We start from the raw sequence: 18291 nt of genomic DNA on the forward strand, positions 1-18291 counted from the left end.
GTCATGCCCCCGGTATTCGGATCGCCCACGCGGCGGGCGAATTCCCGCAGCAGCCTGTCGCGGCGGGGTTTGGATTTCACAGGGCGATAGGGCGCCGGGTCGCAATGCACTTCGACCAGCCCGTCACGCAACCGCACGGTAATCAGCCCAAGCCCGAGTCGCCGCGCCAGCCCGAGATTGGCCTTGAGCGCACGGGCAAACGGGGCTGAAGCGCCGCGCGGTACGGCAATATAGACGGCATCCGTGATCGTTTGCCGTGCTACGGCTTGATGAAACAGGGACAGTGAAAAACCTGTTTTCAGCTCGACGATGACCGGATCATCGGGAACGCCGCCGTCCGTTTCGCGACACGCCACCACATCCGCTGCGCCGATTTCTGATTTCACGACATAGCCCTGCCCCTGCAGGAACAGCTTGATCGGTTCGTAGAGATCGGTTTCCACGCAAGGTTTTTGAGCCATGGCCCCGGTCTAGCGCGCGGCGCGCTTTGAGGGAATCCCCGACAGGCGGCTTTCTGCCGGTGCTGCAAAGCAGCAAGGTAAACGCCTGCGGCCCCTTTCGCCCGGTGATGTGTCTGCCTATAAGTTCGCAACCCGCGATTTGAGTCGCGGGACGGTAATCGGGCACTACGGAAAGTCAGCGGCATGGCAACTTGGGGCGGTCTGTTTTCAGCAGACATGGCAATCGATCTGGGTACGGCCAATACCCTTGTCTATGTGAAGGGCAAGGGCGTGATCCTGAATGAGCCTTCTGTGGTGGCCTATCACGTCAAGGATGGCGTGAAAAAAGTGCTGGCCGTGGGCGAAGATGCCAAGCTGATGCTGGGCCGCACGCCCGGCAGCATTCAGGCAATTCGGCCCATGCGCGAAGGCGTCATTGCTGATTTCGACGTGGCCGAAGAAATGATCAAGCATTTCATCCGCAAGGTGCACCGGCGCGGTATTTTTTCGAAGCCGAAGATTATTGTCTGTGTCCCCCACGGGGCCACGCCCGTCGAAAAGCGGGCGATCCGCCAGTCAGTTCTGTCAGCCGGGGCACGGCGCGCAGGTCTGATTGCCGAGCCGATCAGCGCCGCCATCGGGGCAGGCATGCCGATCACCGACCCGACCGGAAACATGGTTGTGGATATCGGCGGCGGCACCACCGAAGTCGCGGTTCTGAGCCTTGGTGACATCGTCTATGCCCGGTCCGTCCGGGTTGGCGGCGACCGTATGGACGAAGGCATCATCAGCTATCTGCGCCGCCAGCATAACTTGTTGATCGGTGAAGCCACCGCCGAACGGATCAAGACCGAAATCGGCACCGCGCGCATGCCCGATGACGGGCGCGGCACGTCGATGATGATCCGCGGGCGCGATCTTTTGAACGGTGTTCCCAAGGAAACCGAGATCACGCAGGCGCAGGTGGCCGAAGCATTGGCCGAACCGGTTCAGCAAATTTGCGAGGCGGTGATGACTGCACTTGAAGCGACGCCGCCGGACCTTGCCGCTGACATCGTGGACCGGGGTGTTATGTTGACGGGCGGCGGTGCATTGTTGGGAGATCTGGATCTGGCGCTGCGCGAACAGACCGGCCTTGCCATCACAGTGGCCGACGAAGCGCTGAATTGTGTAGCGATCGGAACCGGCAAGGCACTGGAATATGAATCCAAGTTGCGGCATGTGATAGACTACGACAGCTAGACCGGGACTGGCCCGGCAACACCCTGACACGGCAGCCGGGGGGCAGACATGGCATATAACACGGACAGGGGCACAGACCACTTCCGCCCGGTGCGCCGGGTGATCGTCACCCTGTGCCTGATGTGCTTGTTCGGTGTGTTCTTTGTGTGGCGGATCGACAGCCCGCGTGTTGAACGGCTGCGCAGTGACGTTGTGGACACGGTCATTCCACATCTGACATGGGCCATGGCCCCGGTGTCAGGGCTGGTCAAGATGGCCGATGATTTCAATTCCTACGCGCGCCTGTTTGAGCAGAACCAGGAGTTGCGCCGCGAATTGCAGCGGATGGAAGCTTGGAAAGAGGCCGCCTTACAGTTGGAGCAAAAGAACGCCCGGCTTCTGGATTTGAACAATGTCAAGCTGGACCCCAAGCTGACCTTTGTGACGGGAAGCGTGCTTGCTGACAGCGGATCGCCATTTCGCCAGTCGGTTTTGTTGAACGTGGGTGCTCATGACGGCATCCGCGATGGATGGGCTGCAATGGACGGGATCGGGCTGGTGGGGCGGATCTCGGGTGTGGGCAACACGACCGCGCGGGTGATGCTGCTGACCGACCCTGCGTCGTCGATTCCGGTAACGATACAGCCTTCGGGTCAGCAGGTTTTACTGAGCGGCGATAACACGGCTCTGCCCCGCATCGCGTTTCTTGAAATGCCCGATCTGGTGCGCCCCGGTGACCGGGTCGTGTCGTCAGGGGATGGGGGAATTTTCCCGGCGGGCATTCTGATTGGACAAGTGGCCAAAAGCCCCGACAACCGGCTGCGCGTGCGGCTTGCTGCCGATTATGGCCGTTTGGAGTTTTTGCGCGTGCTGCGATATGCTGGACCTGAACCCATTGCCGAAACCGGCGGTTTGGTCGGCGCAAGTGCTGCCGCCCTGTTACCGCCCGCCCCGCTGGACACTTTGGAGGAGGCAGATGACTGAACTTCGTCTGTCCACGCGTTTGGGTCACGCCCTTCTTTTTTCCGGGCTTGCGGCCCTGGTCGTGTTGATCAAGTTGTTACCTTTGAACACCGGGCCGCGGATGTGGCCGGCGCCTGACCTTCTTTTGTGCCTTGTGTTGGCGTGGGTCGTGCGGCGCCCCGATTTGCTTCCGCTGTTGCTTGTGGCCGCGCTTTTGTTCGTTGCCGACATGATGCTGATGCGCCCCCCCGGTTTGTGGTCTGGACTGGTCGTTCTGGCCACTGAATGGTTGAGGCGGCGTCAACGCCCCTTGCGGGCAATGCCATTTGCCGTCGAGTGCGCCATGATTGGCGGCATCATCGCCACCCTCATTGTTGTTCATTGGGCGGTTTTGGCAGTGCTCTTCGTGCAGCAGCCGACACTGGGTCAACAGTTGTTACAGGTTCCCCTGACGATCCTGGCCTATCTGCCAGTGGTGGCACTTCTTCATTTCGGGTTGGGTGTGCGCAAACAGCCGGCGATTGAAGGCTTCGGCGCAGGGGCAGCGCGCACATGAGACGGCCGGTCAAAGACAATGATGACAGCGCCCGCAAGATCAGCCGCCGCGCGCTTGTGCTGGGCGGCGCGCAGCTTGGCTTTGCCGGGCTGCTGGCGTGGCAAATGCGGAAGATGCAGATCGAAGAGGCCGACAAGTTCCGCCTTTTGGCCGAAGAGAACCGCATCAACCTGCGGCTTTTGCCGCCTGCGCGCGGTTTGATCTTTGATCGCAACGGCGTGCCAATTGCCGAGAACGACCAGAACTATCGCGTTGTGATCGTGCGCGAAGATGCGGGAGACGTGGCCGCAGTTCTGGACCAGTTGCGCAAGATCATCCCGCTGAGCGACGAAGACGTGGCGCGCACCCTTGCAGAAACAAAGCGGCGGGTGCGGTTTGTTCCTGTCACGGTGGCAGACCGGCTGACTTGGGAAGACCTGTCGCGCGTGGCAGTCAATGCCCCGGCCCTGCCCGGTGTGCGCCCAGAGGTCGGCTTGTCCCGCAGTTATCCATTGGGATCGGATTTCGCGCATGTGGTGGGGTATGTCGGCCCGGTCAGCGACTATGATCTGTCCAAGCTCGACAATCCCGACCCACTGCTTCAGATCCCGGAATTCCAGATCGGCAAAAGCGGTGTCGAGGCGCGAATGGAAGGCGTGCTGCGCGGGCGCGCCGGAACCAGCCAGATCGAAGTGAACGCGGCCGGGCGTGTCATGCGCGAGCTGTCCCGTGACGAAGGCTTGTCAGGCCGAAATATCCAGTTGACCATCGACGAAGGGCTGCAGAATTATGTTCAGGCGCGGATGTTTGGCGAAAGCGCCGCCTGCGTTGTGATGGAAGTGGAAACCGGCGATCTCAAGGCGGTCTGCTCGTCGCCGACCTTTGACCCGAACCTGTTCGTGCGGGGCATTTCAGTCGCCGATTACCGGATGCTGACAGACAACAAGTATCGCCCCCTCGCCAACAAATCGGTGCAAGGTGTGTACCCGCCGGGATCGACCTTCAAGATGGTCACCGCCCTTGCCGCGCTGGAGGCTGGGGTCGTCGGCCCCGAAGACACCGTATGGTGCCCCGGATACCTAAGCACCGCAGGCCGCAGGTTTCACTGCTGGAAGCGCGGCGGGCACGGGCATATGAACATGCATGACAGCCTCGTGCAGTCGTGCGACGTGTACTATTACGAGGTGGCGCAGAAGGTCGGGATCGACAAGATATCTGCGATGGCGCGAAAGCTTGGGATTGGCGTGCGCCATGACATTCCCATGTCCGCCGTGGCGGAAGGGCTGGCCCCGACACAGAGTTGGAAACAGACCCGCCGGGGCGAAGGCTGGGTGATTGGTGACACGATCAATGCCAGCATCGGGCAAGGCTTTGTTCTGGCCTCGCCGCTGCAACTGGCGGTGATGACCGCGCGGCTTGCCGGCGGCACCGATATTGCGCCCCGTCTTGTGCGTGCCGTAGACGGTGTTCCCCAGGAAATTCGCGTGACCGGCGCGCTGGACCTGAACCCGGCGCATTTGCGAGCGGTTCGCCGGGCCATGACCGCCGTCAGCAATACCCGCCGCGGCACCGGTTATCGCTCGCGTATCGTGGATGACACCATGCAAATGGCTGGGAAATCCGGCACCAGCCAAGTACGCAACATCACCACCGCAGAACGCGCCCGCGGCGTGTTTCGCAACGAAGACCTGCCTTGGGAGCGGCGAGATCACGCCCTGTTTGTCAGCTATGCGCCGACGGACCGGCCCCAATACGCCGTGTCTGTGGTTGTCGAGCATGGCGGTGGTGGGTCGGCCGCCGCAGCGCCGGTTGCCCGTGATGTCTTGCTTCGGGTGATGAACGGCGCGCTGCCCCCGCTTGAAGCCTATCCCGCATCACAGCGCGACATGATCGAAGAGCAACAACGCGAGCTGCCCCTGCGGGACCGCGCGCCCAAGCCGCCCTCGAGCAGCCGCGCATGAGTTATCTTGAGTACAACGTCAAAACGATCCCTTCGGGACCGCGCAAGGTTTTATACCTGAACTGGCCTTTGATTTTGCTCTTGTCGGCCATTGCCTGTGTCGGGTTCATGATGCTGTATTCCGTGGCGGGCGGATCTTTTCAGCCTTGGGTCGAACCGCAGGTAAAACGATTTGCAGTGGGCATGTCGGTTATGTTCCTGGTCGCCATGGTGCCGATCCGCATCTGGCGCAACCTTTCAGCGCTTGGGTATCTGATGGCGCTTGTTTTACTTGTCTGGGTGGAATTTTTCGGCGTCGTGGGCATGGGCGCGCAACGATGGATAGACATCGGGTTCATGCGGCTGCAACCGTCCGAATTGATGAAAATCACCTTGGTGATGATGCTCGCGGCGTATTACGACTGGCTCGACGTGACCAAGACCTCGCGCCCGATTTGGGTTATTGTGCCTGTCGCGCTGATCTTGTTGCCTGTGGCGCTTGTCCTCAAACAGCCTGACCTGGGTACCTCCATTCTGCTGCTGGCAGGGGGCGGGTTCGTCATGTTCCTTGCCGGGGTGCATTGGGCCTATTTCGCAGCGGTCATCGCGGCGGGCGTCGGTTTGGTGTCTGCGGTCTTGAAGTCTCGCGGAACCGAGTGGCAGTTGCTTGAAAACTATCAGTTCCGCAGGATCGATACGTTTCTTGACCCGGCCTCGGACCCGCTTGGCGCGGGGTATCACATCACCCAGTCCAAGATCGCGCTGGGATCGGGCGGGTTTACCGGGCGCGGGTTCATGCAGGGCACGCAAAGCCGCCTGAATTTTCTGCCGGAAAAGCACACCGATTTCATCTTCACCACATTGGCTGAAGAGTTCGGCTTTGTGGGGGGCATGTCTTTGTTGGCGCTGTATGCTGCTGTGATCGTGTTCTGCGTTGCGGCCGCGATGACAAACCGCGACCGTTTCAGCCAACTGCTGACCCTTGGGGTGGCGGGAACTTTCTTTCTGTTCTTTGCGGTGAATATGTCCATGGTGATGGGGCTTGCTCCGGTTGTTGGCGTCCCATTGCCCTTGGTGTCTTACGGTGGCTCCGCGATGCTTGTGCTGCTTGCCGCCTTTGGGCTGGTGCAAAGCGCGCATGTCCACAAACCGAGGTCCTGATACATGCCCCTGACAGTTCTGTTTTCCGCAAGCGACGCAGATTGGGACGACTATAAAGACATTTTGCCCAATGCACTGGCGCAGGTAGGCTTGGATGCGCAGGTCACGCGGTCGGCCGCCGATCCTGCCTTGGTCGATTATATCGTGTACGCCCCAACAGGCGGGTTGACTGACTTTGCCCCTTTTACCCGTGCAAGGGCGGTGCTCAGTCTCTGGGCTGGGGTTGAGAAGATCGTTGGAACACCGAGCCTCACGCAGCCTCTGGTGCGGATGTCCGACCCGGAAGGGTTGACTGCAGGGATGGTCGAATGGGTGACAGGGCATGTCCTGCGGCATCATCTGGGTATCGACGCGCACAGGGCTGCAAAGCCGGGCGAGTGGGTGGCAACAGTGCCGCCGCTCGCCAAGGATCGCCGGGTCTGCATTCTGGGCTTGGGGGAACTGGGGGCCGCCTGCGCAGCAATGCTCACGCAGTTGAATTTTCAGGTCTCAGGCTGGAGCAGGCGCCCAAAGGAACTCGCCGGTGTGGCGTGTTTCAGCGGTGCCGACGGTCTTGGGACCGCGCTACGCGATGCGGACATTGTCGTGCTGTTGCTGCCCCAAACGCCCGACACTGAGAACCTGATGAATGCGGCGCGCCTGAACATCCTGCCTCGCGGGGCCGTCATCGTAAACCCCGGACGCGGCCCGTTGATCGATGACGAGGCTTTGTTGGCGGCGCTGGACAGCGGGCAGATCAGCCACGCGACCTTGGATGTGTTCCGTGTGGAACCCCTGCCCGCAGATCATCCGTTCTGGACACATCCGAACGTGACCGTCACGCCCCACATCGCCTCGGCCACACGGGCACCATCGGCAGCGCGGCGCATTGCCAAGACAATTGAGAGGGACCAAGCCGGCGCACCGCTTCCCGGCCTGGTCGACAGATCCGCAGGGTACTGACCGCACCGCGCATCGCGCGGTGCCACGCCCAACGGGATGAATTGCGCGGCGGCGCGATGAAGACGGGCGGGAGCGCGCCCTGCCCCTCATCCCTCTTGCCAGCGCCAGGGCCGTGTGAAATCGCCCAGCACATGGGACAAACGCGCTTCATCGACCTCCCCATCGCGCACCAGAATTGCTGTCAGCCCGAGCTTCTTGTCATCGACAACCTCGGCCACATGCGCGTGCAAGTCCGCCCCCGCCAGCGCCGCATCATAGACGCGCGTGATCGCCAGCTTGCGCAGGTCGGGTTTAAAGACTTTGCCGACCGCCGTTTTGGGCAACTCGGCCAACACCTCGACATATTTGGGGATCGCAGCGCGTTCATGAATCCGCCCGCTGCAAAACTCCAGCAACTCCGCAGGTGACGCCTTTGCCCCTTCGACAAGCTCCACATAGGCACAGGGCAACTCGCCCGTGCGCGCATCGGGCTGACCAATCGCGCCCACAAAGGCAACCGCGTCATGGCCCATCAACGCTTCTTCGATTTCAGCAGGATCGATGTTGTGGCCGCCGCGAATGATCAGGTCTTTGCGTCGCCCGGTGATCCAAAGATAGCCGTCTTCATCAATTCGGCCAAGATCACCGGTTCGCAGAAACCGCGTATCCGCAAACAGCCCGATATTCTTGGCCGTCTCTGTATACGTTGATCCATCGACCACGCCGGGATTGGCCACGCATATCTCGCCAACCTCGTCGACATCACAGGTACGATCGATGGTGCCATCCTCGGTGCAGTGCAGGATACGCACATCGCAATAAGGCAGCGGGATCCCCACGGAGCCGACTTTTTTGTCACCGTCAATCGGATTGCATGACACCATGCACGTCGCCTCGGTCAGGCCATAGCCTTCGGCAACCTGTACGCCGGTGCTCTCTTCAAACCGGCGATACAGTTCCAACGGCAAGGGCGCAGAACCGGAAATCGCCGTCTTCAGGCTGGACACATCCGCATCTACCGGGCGCTGCATCAACGCGGACAACGCCGTTGGAACGGTGATCAGAAAGGTCACGCCCCAGCGTTCAATCAACTTCCAGAAATTGTCGAACACCCCATCGCCGCGATACCCTGCGGGCGTTGGAAACACCACGTGACTGCCCGCCTGAATAGCCGACATCAGAATTGGGTAGCAGGCAAAGACATGGAACAGCGGCAGCGGACAGATCAGCACATCTGTCTCATCAAAGATCAATTCCTGCCCCAGCCAGCCATTGTAGATCATCCCTTGCATGGTGTGCTGCGCCACCTTGGGGGTTCCGGTCGTCCCCCCTGTATGGAAATAGGCCGCGACCCGGTCTTGGGGGGGTTCCTCAAAACTTAGCTGATCAGAGGGGTGACGCGAAAGTTCCGCTGCAAAACTCAAGACCCGCGCATGGTGGCGGACCGGGTTTTTAGGGCGCACCAAGGGAACGATCCAGGATTTCGGCGGCGACAGATAGTGCAGCAGATCCACCTCGAGCACCGTCTTGACCGAGGGCGCAAAGGCCACAGCCTGTGCCGCTTTCTGGGCAACGTCCGTTTTGGGAAACGGCTTGAGTGTGACCAGAACCTTGGCCTTTGTTTCGTTCAGAATTCCGGCGATCTGTTCCACGTCCAACAGCGGATTGATCGGGTTTACGATGCCTGCGGTCATGCCGCCCAGAAGCGTCACAACGGTTTCGTTGGCGTTGGGCAGAAGGAAGGCCACAACATCACCTTCGCCGATGCCAAGGCTTCGAAACATGTTTGCAGCCCGCGTAACCTGCCCCGCCAAGTCAGACCAACTGAGTGTCTCGGCCTTGGATTTGGGGTCAGAGAGAAGCTGAAATGACACCGCGTTGCGCGACGGGAACCGTTCCGAACAGCGCAGCAGTGCATGATGAACGGATTGCGGCACATCTCGCTTGGCCCAAGGCATAAGCGCTTCGGCCGCACGGCAATCTTCAAGGTTCCTGAACTTAGTAGCCACTCTGTCCTCCCAGCCCGTCGTGGTTATATCAGCAGGTTTGGGGGTTTCGGGGCCCCCGCACAAGTCTTACGCAGCGTTGCGGCGCACATGGCAGGTGTTGGTTTCCGTTGGGTACACTGTGCCCCAGCTTGTTCAGCGTCGCAATCGTGCGATGAGTGTCACGACGCGACCAGGCCGCCTCAGGCGGAGTTCTAGAGTTGGTCAAACTCCCAACCCTGACCTCGCTTCTCGCAACACCGGCTCTTGAGCGGCATGTGCGCGCTCATTCAGCCGCGACAGCACCGCCGGTAAATTGAAGCTCGGCCAGTCGGGCATAAAGCCCGCCTTGCGCGACCAAACTGTCATGGGTGCCGCTCGCCACGATCTGGCCCTTGTCGAACACAAGAATGCGGTCTGCCTTTTTCACCGTTGCAAGACGGTGCGCCACAATCAGAGTGGTGCGATCCTTGGACAGTGCTTCTACCGCGTCTTGAACGGCGCGTTCGCTTTCCGCATCCAGTGCAGAGGTCGCTTCGTCCAGCAAAAGCACGGGGGCCTCGCGCAGGATCGCACGGGCAATCGCGATACGCTGTTTCTGCCCGCCGGACAGCATGACACCGCGCTCGCCAAGTTCGCTGTCATAGCCGTTCGGCAGTTCCATGATGAAGCTGTCGGCAGCAGCGGCCTTTGCTGCTGATATCACTTCGTCATCACGCGCATCCGGGCGGCCGAAACGGATGTTTTCCATGGCGGTCTCGGCAAAGATCACCGGCTCTTGCGGCACCAGTGCAAGCTGCTGGCGGAAGTCGGGCCGCGCCATGCTGCGCAGGTCCGTACCATCCAGCAAAATGCGTCCACTTGCAGGGTCATAGAACCGCAAGATCATTTGCAGGATCGTGGTCTTGCCCGCCCCAGACGGTCCGACAAGGGCCACGGTTTCGCCGGGCGCGATGGTCATCGAAATCCCATCCAGCGCGGCAGATTCCGGGCGTGTGGGATAGGTGAACCGCACGTTGTCAAAGGTGATCTCACCGCGGCATGGTTGCGGCACGGGCGTTGGATTGGCCGGGTCTTTCACGCTGTCCGTCGTGGTCAGCAATTCAACCAAGCGTTCGGTTGCGCCTGCCGCCCGCTGCAATTCGCCCCAAATTTCGGACAATGCAGCCGTTGAGGCCGCCATAATCCCGGCATAGATAACGAACTGCACCAATGCGCCGATGCTCATGGCATCCGCACGAACGTCGCGCGCCCCGATCCACAGCACGCCCACGATCCCCGCGAACACCAGGAAGATCACGATCACGGTCAGGGCTGCGCGCACGGCTATTCTGGCCTTGGCGGACAAAAAGGCTTGCTCTGTCACATCGGAAAACCGTGCAGCGGACAATGCTTCGTGGCTGAACGCTTGGACGGCCTGCACCGAGAGCAGCGTTTCCGATGCCTTGCCAGACGATTGCGCGATCCAGTCCTGATTGGCTTTGGACAGTTTGCGCACACGCCGGCCCAGCGCGACAATGGGCACGATCACCACTGGCACCAGCAACAACACCAACCCTGTCAGCTTGGCCGAGGTCAGCAGCATCATGGCCAAACCGCCGAAAAACAAAAGCAGATTGCGCAGGAACCACGACACCGACGATCCAATCACTGACTGGATAAGGGTTGTGTCTGTTGTGATGCGCGACAACACTTCACCGGTCATGATCTTTTCGTAGAACGCTGGCGACATACCGATCATGTTGTCGAACACGGCTTTGCGAATATCCGCGACCACGCGCTCGCCCAATCGGGTCACAAGATAGTACCGGGTTCCCGTTCCCAGCGCGAGAAGGCCCGCAATGACGATCGCCGCAAGAAAGTACTGATCCAGAAGCTGGCTCGACCCGGTCTGAAACCCGTCCACAACCCGGCGCACCGCCATGGGCAGCACAAGCGACACGGACGCGGTGAAGATCAGGGCGACGACCGAGAGCGCAAGCAGCACGCGATATCGCAAGACAAAGGGCATCAACCCGCGCAATGCGCCGATCCTGCGCGATGCCGCGCGATCTTCAGTGGTGGTGTTCGGTTTACGCGCCATGATCCGCCTTCCCAAAAGGTGCGGTTGATGTAGCCCAACCGCCCCTCCGCAACAAGCAGTGCGCACGGGGCATCACAGCACATATGTACGAAAGTGCCGCCACGCGGATAGAATCCTTACCTATGCGGGCGAAACTTTGGCGCCATTACCGAAACCCGGCCCCTAAGCGACGCCGCCGAACAGTCGTTATTCCCGCGCGAGCGTTACGTCGAATTGCACAGCCAGAAACGGCTCGGTCACTTTTCCCGATAAAGCCAAACCATCGGGAAATTCGGATGCGGGTTTTTCCTTGTAACTCATGACCAGATCTTCGCGCACGCCGAACACTGTGTCTTGATCGAGATACGGATCATCATCTGGGAAAATCTCGGTCACCAGCGATCGATAGCCCGGCGCGGTGACGATATAATGCAGATGCGAGGGACGCCACGGGTGGCGGCCGCAGGCATTGAGGATGCCGCCAACCGGACCGTCAGAAGGGACCGTATATTCCACAGGCTTCACAGTGGTGAACGCATAGCGGCCATCGTCGCCAACTGTCATCAACCCGTGAAACGAGAACATGTCCTGATCGTCGTCCTGGCTGGCATAGAGCCCGTTGGGCGCGGTCTGCCAGATGTCGAGAACGGCCCCCGGAATGGGCTTGCCATCGGTGTCGCGGATCGTGCCTTCGGCCAGTAAAACAGGCCCGCCGAAATCACGTTTCATATCGCCGCCTACGGGCAGCGGCGGCGCACCGGACACATGGAACGGCCCCAACACCGATGACGACGTGGCATTGGGGCTGGAATGCAGCATGTCGACCAGCGAGGACAGGCCAAGAACGTCAGAGAGCAGCACAAATTCGTGGCGGTCTTCTGTTTCAATCGCGGCGCAGCCTTCTAGAAAGGCAATCCCCTCACGCCACTCTTCATGGGTCAGGTTCGTCTCGCGGGCAAAGTCATGCAGGTGTCGCACCAGCGATGTCATGACTTCTCGGGTCCGGGGCGGCATATCGTCAGCCATGTAGCTGATGAATACGTCGGTAATGTTTTCTTTTGTCACATTGCGCATAACGGCCCCCTTAGAGAAGTGCGAGACTTAGGATCGGGAATTCGATCAGGATGAACAGAACGATCAACATCACAAAGGCGAAGGGCAGCGCGCCCATGAACACATCCTTGAGTGAGATGCGATCATCATTGATCGTCGATTTGATCACGAAACAGGATATGCCCAGTGGCGGCGTCAACAGCCCGATCTCGGCGCCGACGACGGTGATGATGCCGAACCAGATGAGCGACATGTCCATCGCCTCGACGAGAGGCAGGAACAGCGGCACCACGATCAGGATGATGGACGCAGTGTCAAGCAGCGTGCCAAGGAACAGCATCAGCAGCACATAAAGCAGCATGATCATCCAGAAAGATGCGGAGTTGCCCGCAAGCAGGTCTTGCAACTGGTTGGGAAGCCCGGCCATGCCCAGCATCCGGCTATAGATTGACGCGGCCGTGATCAGGAAAAGAATGGCCGCCGTAATGTGCCCGGTTTCCAGCAGCGCATCCCAAAAGGCTTTCACTGACATGGACCGGCGCACAAGCGCGATAACCAAAGCCACAAGCGCGCCGGTAGCGCCCGCTTCGACCGCGGACAGCCAACCGGTATAGATGCCGCCCAGAACGACGGTGATCAGGCCAAGTGTCGGCAAGGTCTTTGATGCGATCTCGGCAGGGGTCATCCATTCGGTGTCATCGACCACACGGCCGCCGACGAAGTTCGGCGTGTAGCGGCCCATGAACCAGATGGCAGCCACGTAAGCGACCGCGAGCATGATGCCGGGAATGACCCCTGCAAGGAACATGCTGCCAACCGACTGTTCCGCCACGAAGGAATAAATGATCAGCATCGCTGAAGGCGGAATGATCATACCCAGCACCGACGATCCCGCCACAACACCGACCGCGAAACGGGGGTTGTAGTCTTGTGCGATCATCTGCGGAACGGACACCTTGGTGAACACCGAGGCCGACGCGATGGAAGATCCGGTCACGGCAGCGAAGACAGCGTTCGCCCCGACAGTTGCCATGCCGATGCCGCCTTTGACCTTGCGAAACCGCATGGTCATGACTTCGTAGATGTCCCTTCCCAGCCCTGCCTTTGAGACGATTAATCCCATGAAGGTGAAAAGCGGGATCGTCGCGAAGCTGTATTCCATCGCGCTGTCCCCGACAGCGACCTTGAGCAGATTCAGCGCCAGCGTGAAGTTATCCCGCATCAACCAGATTGACACAAACGACACCATGCCAAGCGCGACAGGGATGTAGACACCCGAATAGATCAGGAAAACGATGGCAACGACCGAGATAAGGCCGATCTCAATGGGGGTCATGTTTCGGGCTCGTCGTGTTCAGGGGCGCGGACCAGGTGCGGACGGTCCTGCGCGGTGATGACTTTGAGCGTGAAGATGACACAGGACAGCGCACAGCCCGATGCGATCACCAGTTTGATTGGCCACCACGGCGCGGTGAACAATCCAGGCACACCGAAATAGTCCTGGGTTTCCCACATCTTCAGAAACTCGGGGAACATGATGTACGCGATCAATCCCATGAAAATGGCAGAGACCGCGTTGATAATGCGGCGCATGTTGGCAGCCATTTTGGGCCGCCTATTGTGCACCACATTCAAAAATCCATCAGACCGTGTCAGGCGGTCCACCCGGACCACATCGGCCAGTTGCAGGAACACGATTAAGACCACCGACAGTTGAACGATCTCATAGGTGCCTTTGAGTGGCGCGCTAAAGACGCCGCGCGCCACCACATCGACGTTGAGGATCACAACCAACCCCAGAACGGCAAGGGTTCCGGCAGCGTTGGCAGCAATCGCAATGGTATTGGCGACCCGAGACAGGCCAGCCAGTGCAGACTTGAGCATAATCTTCGCCCCTTCTCGGGTCGCTGTGGGGTATTACTGCTGGGTCCAGTCGCGAACGCCGACAAAACCGGCGGCCTCAAGCTTGCCCAGATAGGATGCAAGCATGGCTGTCCCGTCTTCGCCGTTATCGTTCTGAATTGTGACCCATTCCTGAGCGATGTTTGGCATCGCTTCGGCCCATGCAGCGCGTTCCTCGGCAGATACATCGGTTACGGTACCACCGGACGCGACATAATCAGCTTCGGCCTTGGAAGCCACGTCCATCGTGATCTCAGCCAGATGATCACGGTAATCGATGGCAACGGCTTTCATAACGTCTTTCACACTATCGGGCAGTTTGTTCCAATAGTCCGCGTTTACCGTCACTGTCTTGGAATTGACCGAGCCAAAATCGGTACGGACCATATAGGGAGCGACTTCTGCGATGTTGAAGGTCGCGGCAGCTTCCGGCCACAACATGGCGCAATCAACAAGACCGGTTTGAAGCATGTTGTAGAAGTCGGTCAGGCCGCCCCGCACACCGGCGACATCCTTGATGCCTTCGAGATAGCGCAAGATGATGCCGGCACCGGCGATCTTGCGCCCCTCAAGATCAGAGATCGAATTTACTGGATCCGAGCAGAACAACTGATAGCTGTTCAGCACAACGCCCGTGGCAAGATACACTTGGTTCTGCGCAGCAAATTCATTCTGCATGGCAGGGTATTCGCGGGCAATCTCGTCCACCGCTTTTGCAACTGCGCGCGCATCAGAGGCGACAAAGGGCGTTGACCCGGCAAGCCCCTGGGCAGGCAACTTGGACGAGTGGAAAATGGTGGTAACGATGCCGATGTCACCAAGGCCCAACTGGATCCCTTCCAACACGCCGCGTGGCTTCACGATGGAACCACCATAGTTTTCCTGCCAGCTCATTTCATAATCGCCCGCTTCGGCAAGACGGCGATCAACTTCAGGGGTGAAAAAGTTAGTGAATTCCCGCACCCACATCGCGCGGTCCGGATAGCCATCGATAACGACGGCTGAAACGGTTTCCTGCGCAACGACAGGCAGGGCCGTTGCTGTCGCAAGTGCGGCGCCAAGCAGGCTGCTTCGTGTCCAATTGATCATGATCTGTTCCTCCCAGAGTAGTGTGTTGATTGGTTCAAGTGTTCTTGCCGAAATCCATTATCGCCACTTCGAAGGTGGAATTGTCTGGATTGACGGAATTTGGGCAGGGGCAAATCGCGGCCGTCTTGGTTTGCGCGACTGTATTTGCTTCGATCCGCATTGCCCCTGCCCGTTCATGCAAAACTGCACACATCGTCGAATGCGAAGCGCGGCAGTTTCTGGAACAACTTGCTTTCGTCGGCATAGCCAATGTTGCACAGAAAGTTGGACTTCAGTGACGTGCCTGCAAAAAACTCTTCGTCCACGATTTCGTTCGAGAACCCTGACATCGCCCCAACATCCAGCCCCAATGCCCGCGCTGCAATCATGAAGTACGCCCCTTGCAGGGTGCCATTGCGATAGGCCGTGTCGTTGGAGTACTCCGGCTTTCCGTCGAAAAGATGCCGCCGATCTTCGTGCGGGAACAGGTATGGAAGCTGTTTCCAGTGATCCAGATCATAAGCAATAATGGCCGTCACAGGGGCGCCCATCATCTTGGCAACATTCGCGGGCTTAAGCGACTTTGCCAGCCTCTCTTTGCCTTCGGGCGATTTCACAAATACGAACCGGGCTGGCAGCGTGTTCATGCTGGTGGGTCCGTTAATCGTGATGTCGTAAAGCTCGTGTAGCAAAGCGTCCGGAATTGGCTTGTCCATCCATGCGTAATGCGAGCGTGCACCGCGCAAAATCAGGTCAATGCCATCATCCGAAAGCCGACCGATGCGGCCGCGCAACTCGCGCACGTCGGCCTGGGCCTTTTCGCGGACAAGCTCCAGCTCTTTTCCGGTTGGCGCGTTCACTCTGCTGCCACCGATGCGACGAAGTCTTTTTCATCGACGATGGGGCTGGAACATATCCCGATGCCCTCGATTTCGATATCGACCACTTCGCCGGGCTTGAGCCAGCGCGGGTTTGGTTTTTTGGCGTGCCCGACGCCCGGCGGCGTGCCCATAGCGATCAAGTCGCCCGGCTCTAGCGTGGTGTATTCCGAAATGGTTGCAATGGTCTGGGCAACGGACCAGATCATGTTCCCCGTGTTGGACGACTGCAGGATTTCGTCCCCGACCCGGCTTTCGATTTTCAAGCCAGCGGCACCAGCGGGGACTTCGTCCGGCGTTACGACAAACGGGCCAATCGCGCCGGTGTTGTCGAAGTTCTTACCCGGCGTCCACTGATGCGTTTTGCGTTGGTAGTCGCGAACCGAGCCGTCGTTGAACACTGTGTAGCCGAACACATGGTCAAGCGCGTTAGCTTCGGAAATATGCCGCCCGCCCTTCCCAACGATCAGCATCAACTCTGCCTCGTAATCCAGCTTGTCCGAACATTCTGGTCGCACCAACGGGGCACCCGCAGCCATGATGGAGTTCTTCCCGCGCATGAAAAGCGCAGGGTAGTCAGGGATCTCGTAGCCGCCTTCTTTGATGTGGTCGGTATAGTTCAGGCCAAGGCAGATGATCGTTCCGGGTTCAGCCACGGGCAACGCCGGTGTAACCGATGCCAGCGGAACGCTAGGTGCCCCTTCAATCTTGCCAGCAACCGCATCGGCAAGACCGGGTGTGGTGATCAAAGCCATAAGGTCGGGGCCAATAGCAGGGTCCAAAGCCGTGAGATTGACTGCATTTTCGCCAGTTACAGCAAAAACGGCCGTGCCGTCCGGCGTAGCACCTACGAGATATTTCATGATCGCAATCCTTGTCAGTTCACAGTGTTTCTGCCTATAATATTGGAGTATGTCAATTAATATCGATATTTTACCTAGGGAGGTTTGGAAATGGTTGCGTTTGCTGATTACAAGGCAGAGGCCAAGTCACGCGGTGCGCTTGCCCTCGAACTCTATGTAACACAAAGCGTTCCAGAGAAATCGCCAGCAGAGGTTAAGGCCGTTTTGCCAGACCACCTTGCCTATCAGGCAGATTTGGAACGTGCAGGTAAACTTGCGCTGGCGGGACCGTTGTCGACACCGGATGGCGAGAATATCGAAGGCATGGGCTTGATCATCTATCGCGCAGACAGCCTTGAGGCGGCCCGTGCTTTGGCCGAGGCCGATCCGATGCACAAAACAGGCGCACGCAGCTTCACCCTGCGCCGGTGGCTGGTCAACGAAGGATCACTGACGCTAAGTGTTGGTCTTTCTACCAAGAGTGTTTCACTGGGCTAACACCTTCAGGAGAGAGAGAGACATGAACATGATCGACAACAGTGGCAAGGAAACATCGGCGACGCGCGGTGCGTACTTGGCGCTGCGTGAAATGATTCTCTTGGGGAAATTGCCAGCCGGGCAGAAACTAAAGATCGAACAGTTACGGTCGATGCTGAACACCGGCGCGTCGCCCGTCCGGGAAGCCCTGAGTTTGCTGACATCTGACATGCTTGTTGAACGGATCGATCAACGCGGCTTTCGCGCAGCCCCGGCCAGCAAAGCAAACTTCGAAGAGATCCTGACCCTGCGCTGCGTGCTTGAAGGCATGGCCCTTCGGCAGTCAGTCACCAACGGGTCACCGGAATGGGAAGAACGGCTGATCCTGTCGCATCACCGCATGAATCGCGCGGCCAGCCAGGACACCGCGACCTTTGAAGACGCGCACAAGACCTTTCATATGACACTGATCGATAGCTGTGGCTCTCCCATGCTCGAGCGGTATTGCAGTCAACTGTACGATCTGAATATCCGCTATCGCTATCTTGCTGCGGTGAGCGATACCTATCAAAAGCGCGACATTCCGGCCGAGCACCAGCAGATCCTTGATGCGGCCGTGAAACACGATGCAGACGCCGCTGTTGAACATCTTCTGAGCCATTACCGGCTTACAGGAGAGTACCTGACCAACCAGATGTCGGACCCTTAGTTTTGGCGATTTTATGGCAGTAGTGTCGCCAAAGCGGGAGACTAACTGTACAGCATAGCCAATTCCTTGGCGACTTGCTCTCGGCTTTGTTTGATCGCCGAAACGCCCTTGGGGGCGAAAATGATACCCGAACCA

General features: G+C 59.0%; 17 protein-coding genes. 8 read left to right on the top strand and 9 right to left on the bottom strand.

What is annotated here, in order from left to right:
• On the bottom strand, nt 1-461 hold a 461-nt coding region (locus E2L05_RS07545), incomplete at its 3' end, for a DUF2161 family putative PD-(D/E)XK-type phosphodiesterase (RefSeq protein ID WP_243721905.1).
• 183 nt (nt 462-644) lie between these two features.
• Between E2L05_RS07545 and E2L05_RS07550 the strand changes: the two genes are divergently transcribed.
• Genes E2L05_RS07550 through E2L05_RS07575 form a run of 6 tightly spaced genes read left to right on the top strand, consistent with a single transcriptional unit; the run spans nt 645 to nt 7201 of the window.
• Nucleotides 645-1682, top strand: coding sequence for a rod shape-determining protein (locus E2L05_RS07550; RefSeq protein WP_133342315.1), 1038 nt, complete (start codon nt 645-647; stop codon nt 1680-1682).
• A gap of 48 nt (nt 1683-1730) precedes the next feature.
• Nucleotides 1731-2645 (top strand): rod shape-determining protein MreC, encoded by a 915-nt coding sequence (gene mreC, locus E2L05_RS07555; protein ID WP_133342316.1) that lies wholly within the window; start codon nt 1731-1733, stop codon nt 2643-2645.
• The gene (locus E2L05_RS07560) at nt 2638-3180 is read left to right on the top strand and encodes a rod shape-determining protein MreD (protein WP_133342317.1); all 543 of its coding nucleotides are present in this window, start codon (nt 2638-2640) and stop codon (nt 3178-3180) included. The genes mreC and E2L05_RS07560 overlap by 8 nt, the downstream gene beginning before the upstream one ends.
• Nucleotides 3177-5120: a penicillin-binding protein 2 gene (mrdA, locus tag E2L05_RS07565; protein WP_133342318.1), complete on the top strand. Its 1944-nt coding sequence runs from the start codon at nt 3177-3179 to the stop codon at nt 5118-5120. Before E2L05_RS07560 ends, mrdA begins: the two co-directional genes overlap by 4 nt.
• Nucleotides 5117-6259: a rod shape-determining protein RodA gene (gene rodA, locus E2L05_RS07570; protein WP_133342319.1), complete on the top strand. Its 1143-nt coding sequence runs from the start codon at nt 5117-5119 to the stop codon at nt 6257-6259. The genes mrdA and rodA overlap by 4 nt, the downstream gene beginning before the upstream one ends.
• Before the next feature lie 3 nt (nt 6260-6262).
• The gene (locus tag E2L05_RS07575) at nt 6263-7201 is read left to right on the top strand and encodes a 2-hydroxyacid dehydrogenase (RefSeq protein WP_133342320.1); all 939 of its coding nucleotides are present in this window, start codon (nt 6263-6265) and stop codon (nt 7199-7201) included.
• 86 nt (nt 7202-7287) lie between these two features.
• Here the strand turns inward: E2L05_RS07575 and E2L05_RS07580 are convergent, their stop codons facing one another.
• From E2L05_RS07580 to E2L05_RS07615, 8 genes are all read right to left on the bottom strand, one after another.
• Nucleotides 7288-9189: an acyl-CoA synthetase gene (locus E2L05_RS07580; RefSeq protein ID WP_133342321.1), complete on the bottom strand. Its 1902-nt coding sequence runs from the start codon at nt 9187-9189 to the stop codon at nt 7288-7290.
• Between the two features lie 262 nt (nt 9190-9451).
• Complete coding sequence (locus E2L05_RS07585; RefSeq protein ID WP_133342322.1) at nt 9452-11248, bottom strand: ABC transporter transmembrane domain-containing protein; 1797 nt, start codon at nt 11246-11248, stop codon at nt 9452-9454.
• Between the two features lie 186 nt (nt 11249-11434).
• Nucleotides 11435-12301 carry a dioxygenase family protein gene (locus E2L05_RS07590; RefSeq protein WP_133342323.1) on the bottom strand — a complete coding sequence of 289 codons (867 nt, stop codon included), beginning with the start codon at nt 12299-12301 and terminating at the stop codon, nt 11435-11437.
• A gap of 10 nt (nt 12302-12311) precedes the next feature.
• Nucleotides 12312-13616 (bottom strand): TRAP transporter large permease, encoded by a 1305-nt coding sequence (locus E2L05_RS07595; RefSeq protein WP_133342324.1) that lies wholly within the window; start codon nt 13614-13616, stop codon nt 12312-12314.
• On the bottom strand, nt 13613-14164 hold the full coding sequence (locus tag E2L05_RS07600; protein ID WP_133342325.1) for a TRAP transporter small permease subunit: 552 nt from the start codon (nt 14162-14164) through the stop codon (nt 13613-13615). Before E2L05_RS07600 ends, E2L05_RS07595 begins: the two co-directional genes overlap by 4 nt.
• 33 nt (nt 14165-14197) lie before the next feature.
• Nucleotides 14198-15271, bottom strand: coding sequence for a C4-dicarboxylate TRAP transporter substrate-binding protein (locus E2L05_RS07605; protein WP_133342326.1), 1074 nt, complete (start codon nt 15269-15271; stop codon nt 14198-14200).
• A 173-nt stretch (nt 15272-15444) separates the two neighbouring features.
• Entirely contained in the window at nt 15445-16110 is a 666-nt protein-coding gene (locus E2L05_RS07610; RefSeq protein WP_133342327.1) for a malonic semialdehyde reductase, read from the bottom strand.
• The gene (locus E2L05_RS07615) at nt 16107-16991 is read right to left on the bottom strand and encodes a fumarylacetoacetate hydrolase family protein (RefSeq protein WP_133342328.1); all 885 of its coding nucleotides are present in this window, start codon (nt 16989-16991) and stop codon (nt 16107-16109) included. Before E2L05_RS07615 ends, E2L05_RS07610 begins: the two co-directional genes overlap by 4 nt.
• A gap of 90 nt (nt 16992-17081) precedes the next feature.
• Between E2L05_RS07615 and E2L05_RS07620 the strand changes: the two genes are divergently transcribed.
• Both E2L05_RS07620 and E2L05_RS07625 read left to right on the top strand, forming a co-directional pair.
• Complete coding sequence (locus E2L05_RS07620) at nt 17082-17468, top strand: YciI family protein (RefSeq protein ID WP_133342329.1); 387 nt, start codon at nt 17082-17084, stop codon at nt 17466-17468.
• A gap of 22 nt (nt 17469-17490) precedes the next feature.
• Nucleotides 17491-18156, top strand: coding sequence for a GntR family transcriptional regulator (locus tag E2L05_RS07625; RefSeq protein ID WP_133342330.1), 666 nt, complete (start codon nt 17491-17493; stop codon nt 18154-18156).
• Nucleotides 18157-18291: the final 135 nt, after the last annotated feature.

This window comes from Meridianimarinicoccus aquatilis (assembly GCF_004358675.1).
Lineage (GTDB): Bacteria > Pseudomonadota > Alphaproteobacteria > Rhodobacterales > Rhodobacteraceae > Meridianimarinicoccus > Meridianimarinicoccus aquatilis.

Excerpts from the sequence above, each read along its gene's own strand:
- E2L05_RS07595 (WP_133342324.1), bottom strand. The coding sequence starts at position 13,616 with ATGACCCCCATTGAGATCGGCCTTATCTCGGTCGTTGCCATCGTTTTC.
- rodA (WP_133342319.1), top strand. The coding sequence starts at position 5,117 with ATGAGTTATCTTGAGTACAACGTCAAAACGATCCCTTCGGGACCGCGC.
- E2L05_RS07620 (WP_133342329.1), top strand. The coding sequence starts at position 17,082 with ATGGTTGCGTTTGCTGATTACAAGGCAGAGGCCAAGTCACGCGGTGCG.
- E2L05_RS07550 (WP_133342315.1), top strand. The coding sequence starts at position 645 with ATGGCAACTTGGGGCGGTCTGTTTTCAGCAGACATGGCAATCGATCTG.
- E2L05_RS07585 (WP_133342322.1), bottom strand. The coding sequence starts at position 11,248 with ATGGCGCGTAAACCGAACACCACCACTGAAGATCGCGCGGCATCGCGC.
- mreC (WP_133342316.1), top strand. The coding sequence starts at position 1,731 with ATGGCATATAACACGGACAGGGGCACAGACCACTTCCGCCCGGTGCGC.
- mrdA (WP_133342318.1), top strand. The coding sequence starts at position 3,177 with ATGAGACGGCCGGTCAAAGACAATGATGACAGCGCCCGCAAGATCAGC.
- E2L05_RS07605 (WP_133342326.1), bottom strand. The coding sequence starts at position 15,271 with ATGATCAATTGGACACGAAGCAGCCTGCTTGGCGCCGCACTTGCGACA.
- E2L05_RS07625 (WP_133342330.1), top strand. The coding sequence starts at position 17,491 with ATGAACATGATCGACAACAGTGGCAAGGAAACATCGGCGACGCGCGGT.
- E2L05_RS07600 (WP_133342325.1), bottom strand. The coding sequence starts at position 14,164 with ATGCTCAAGTCTGCACTGGCTGGCCTGTCTCGGGTCGCCAATACCATT.
- E2L05_RS07575 (WP_133342320.1), top strand. The coding sequence starts at position 6,263 with ATGCCCCTGACAGTTCTGTTTTCCGCAAGCGACGCAGATTGGGACGAC.
- E2L05_RS07615 (WP_133342328.1), bottom strand. The coding sequence starts at position 16,991 with ATGAAATATCTCGTAGGTGCTACGCCGGACGGCACGGCCGTTTTTGCT.
- E2L05_RS07560 (WP_133342317.1), top strand. The coding sequence starts at position 2,638 with ATGACTGAACTTCGTCTGTCCACGCGTTTGGGTCACGCCCTTCTTTTT.
- E2L05_RS07590 (WP_133342323.1), bottom strand. The coding sequence starts at position 12,301 with ATGCGCAATGTGACAAAAGAAAACATTACCGACGTATTCATCAGCTAC.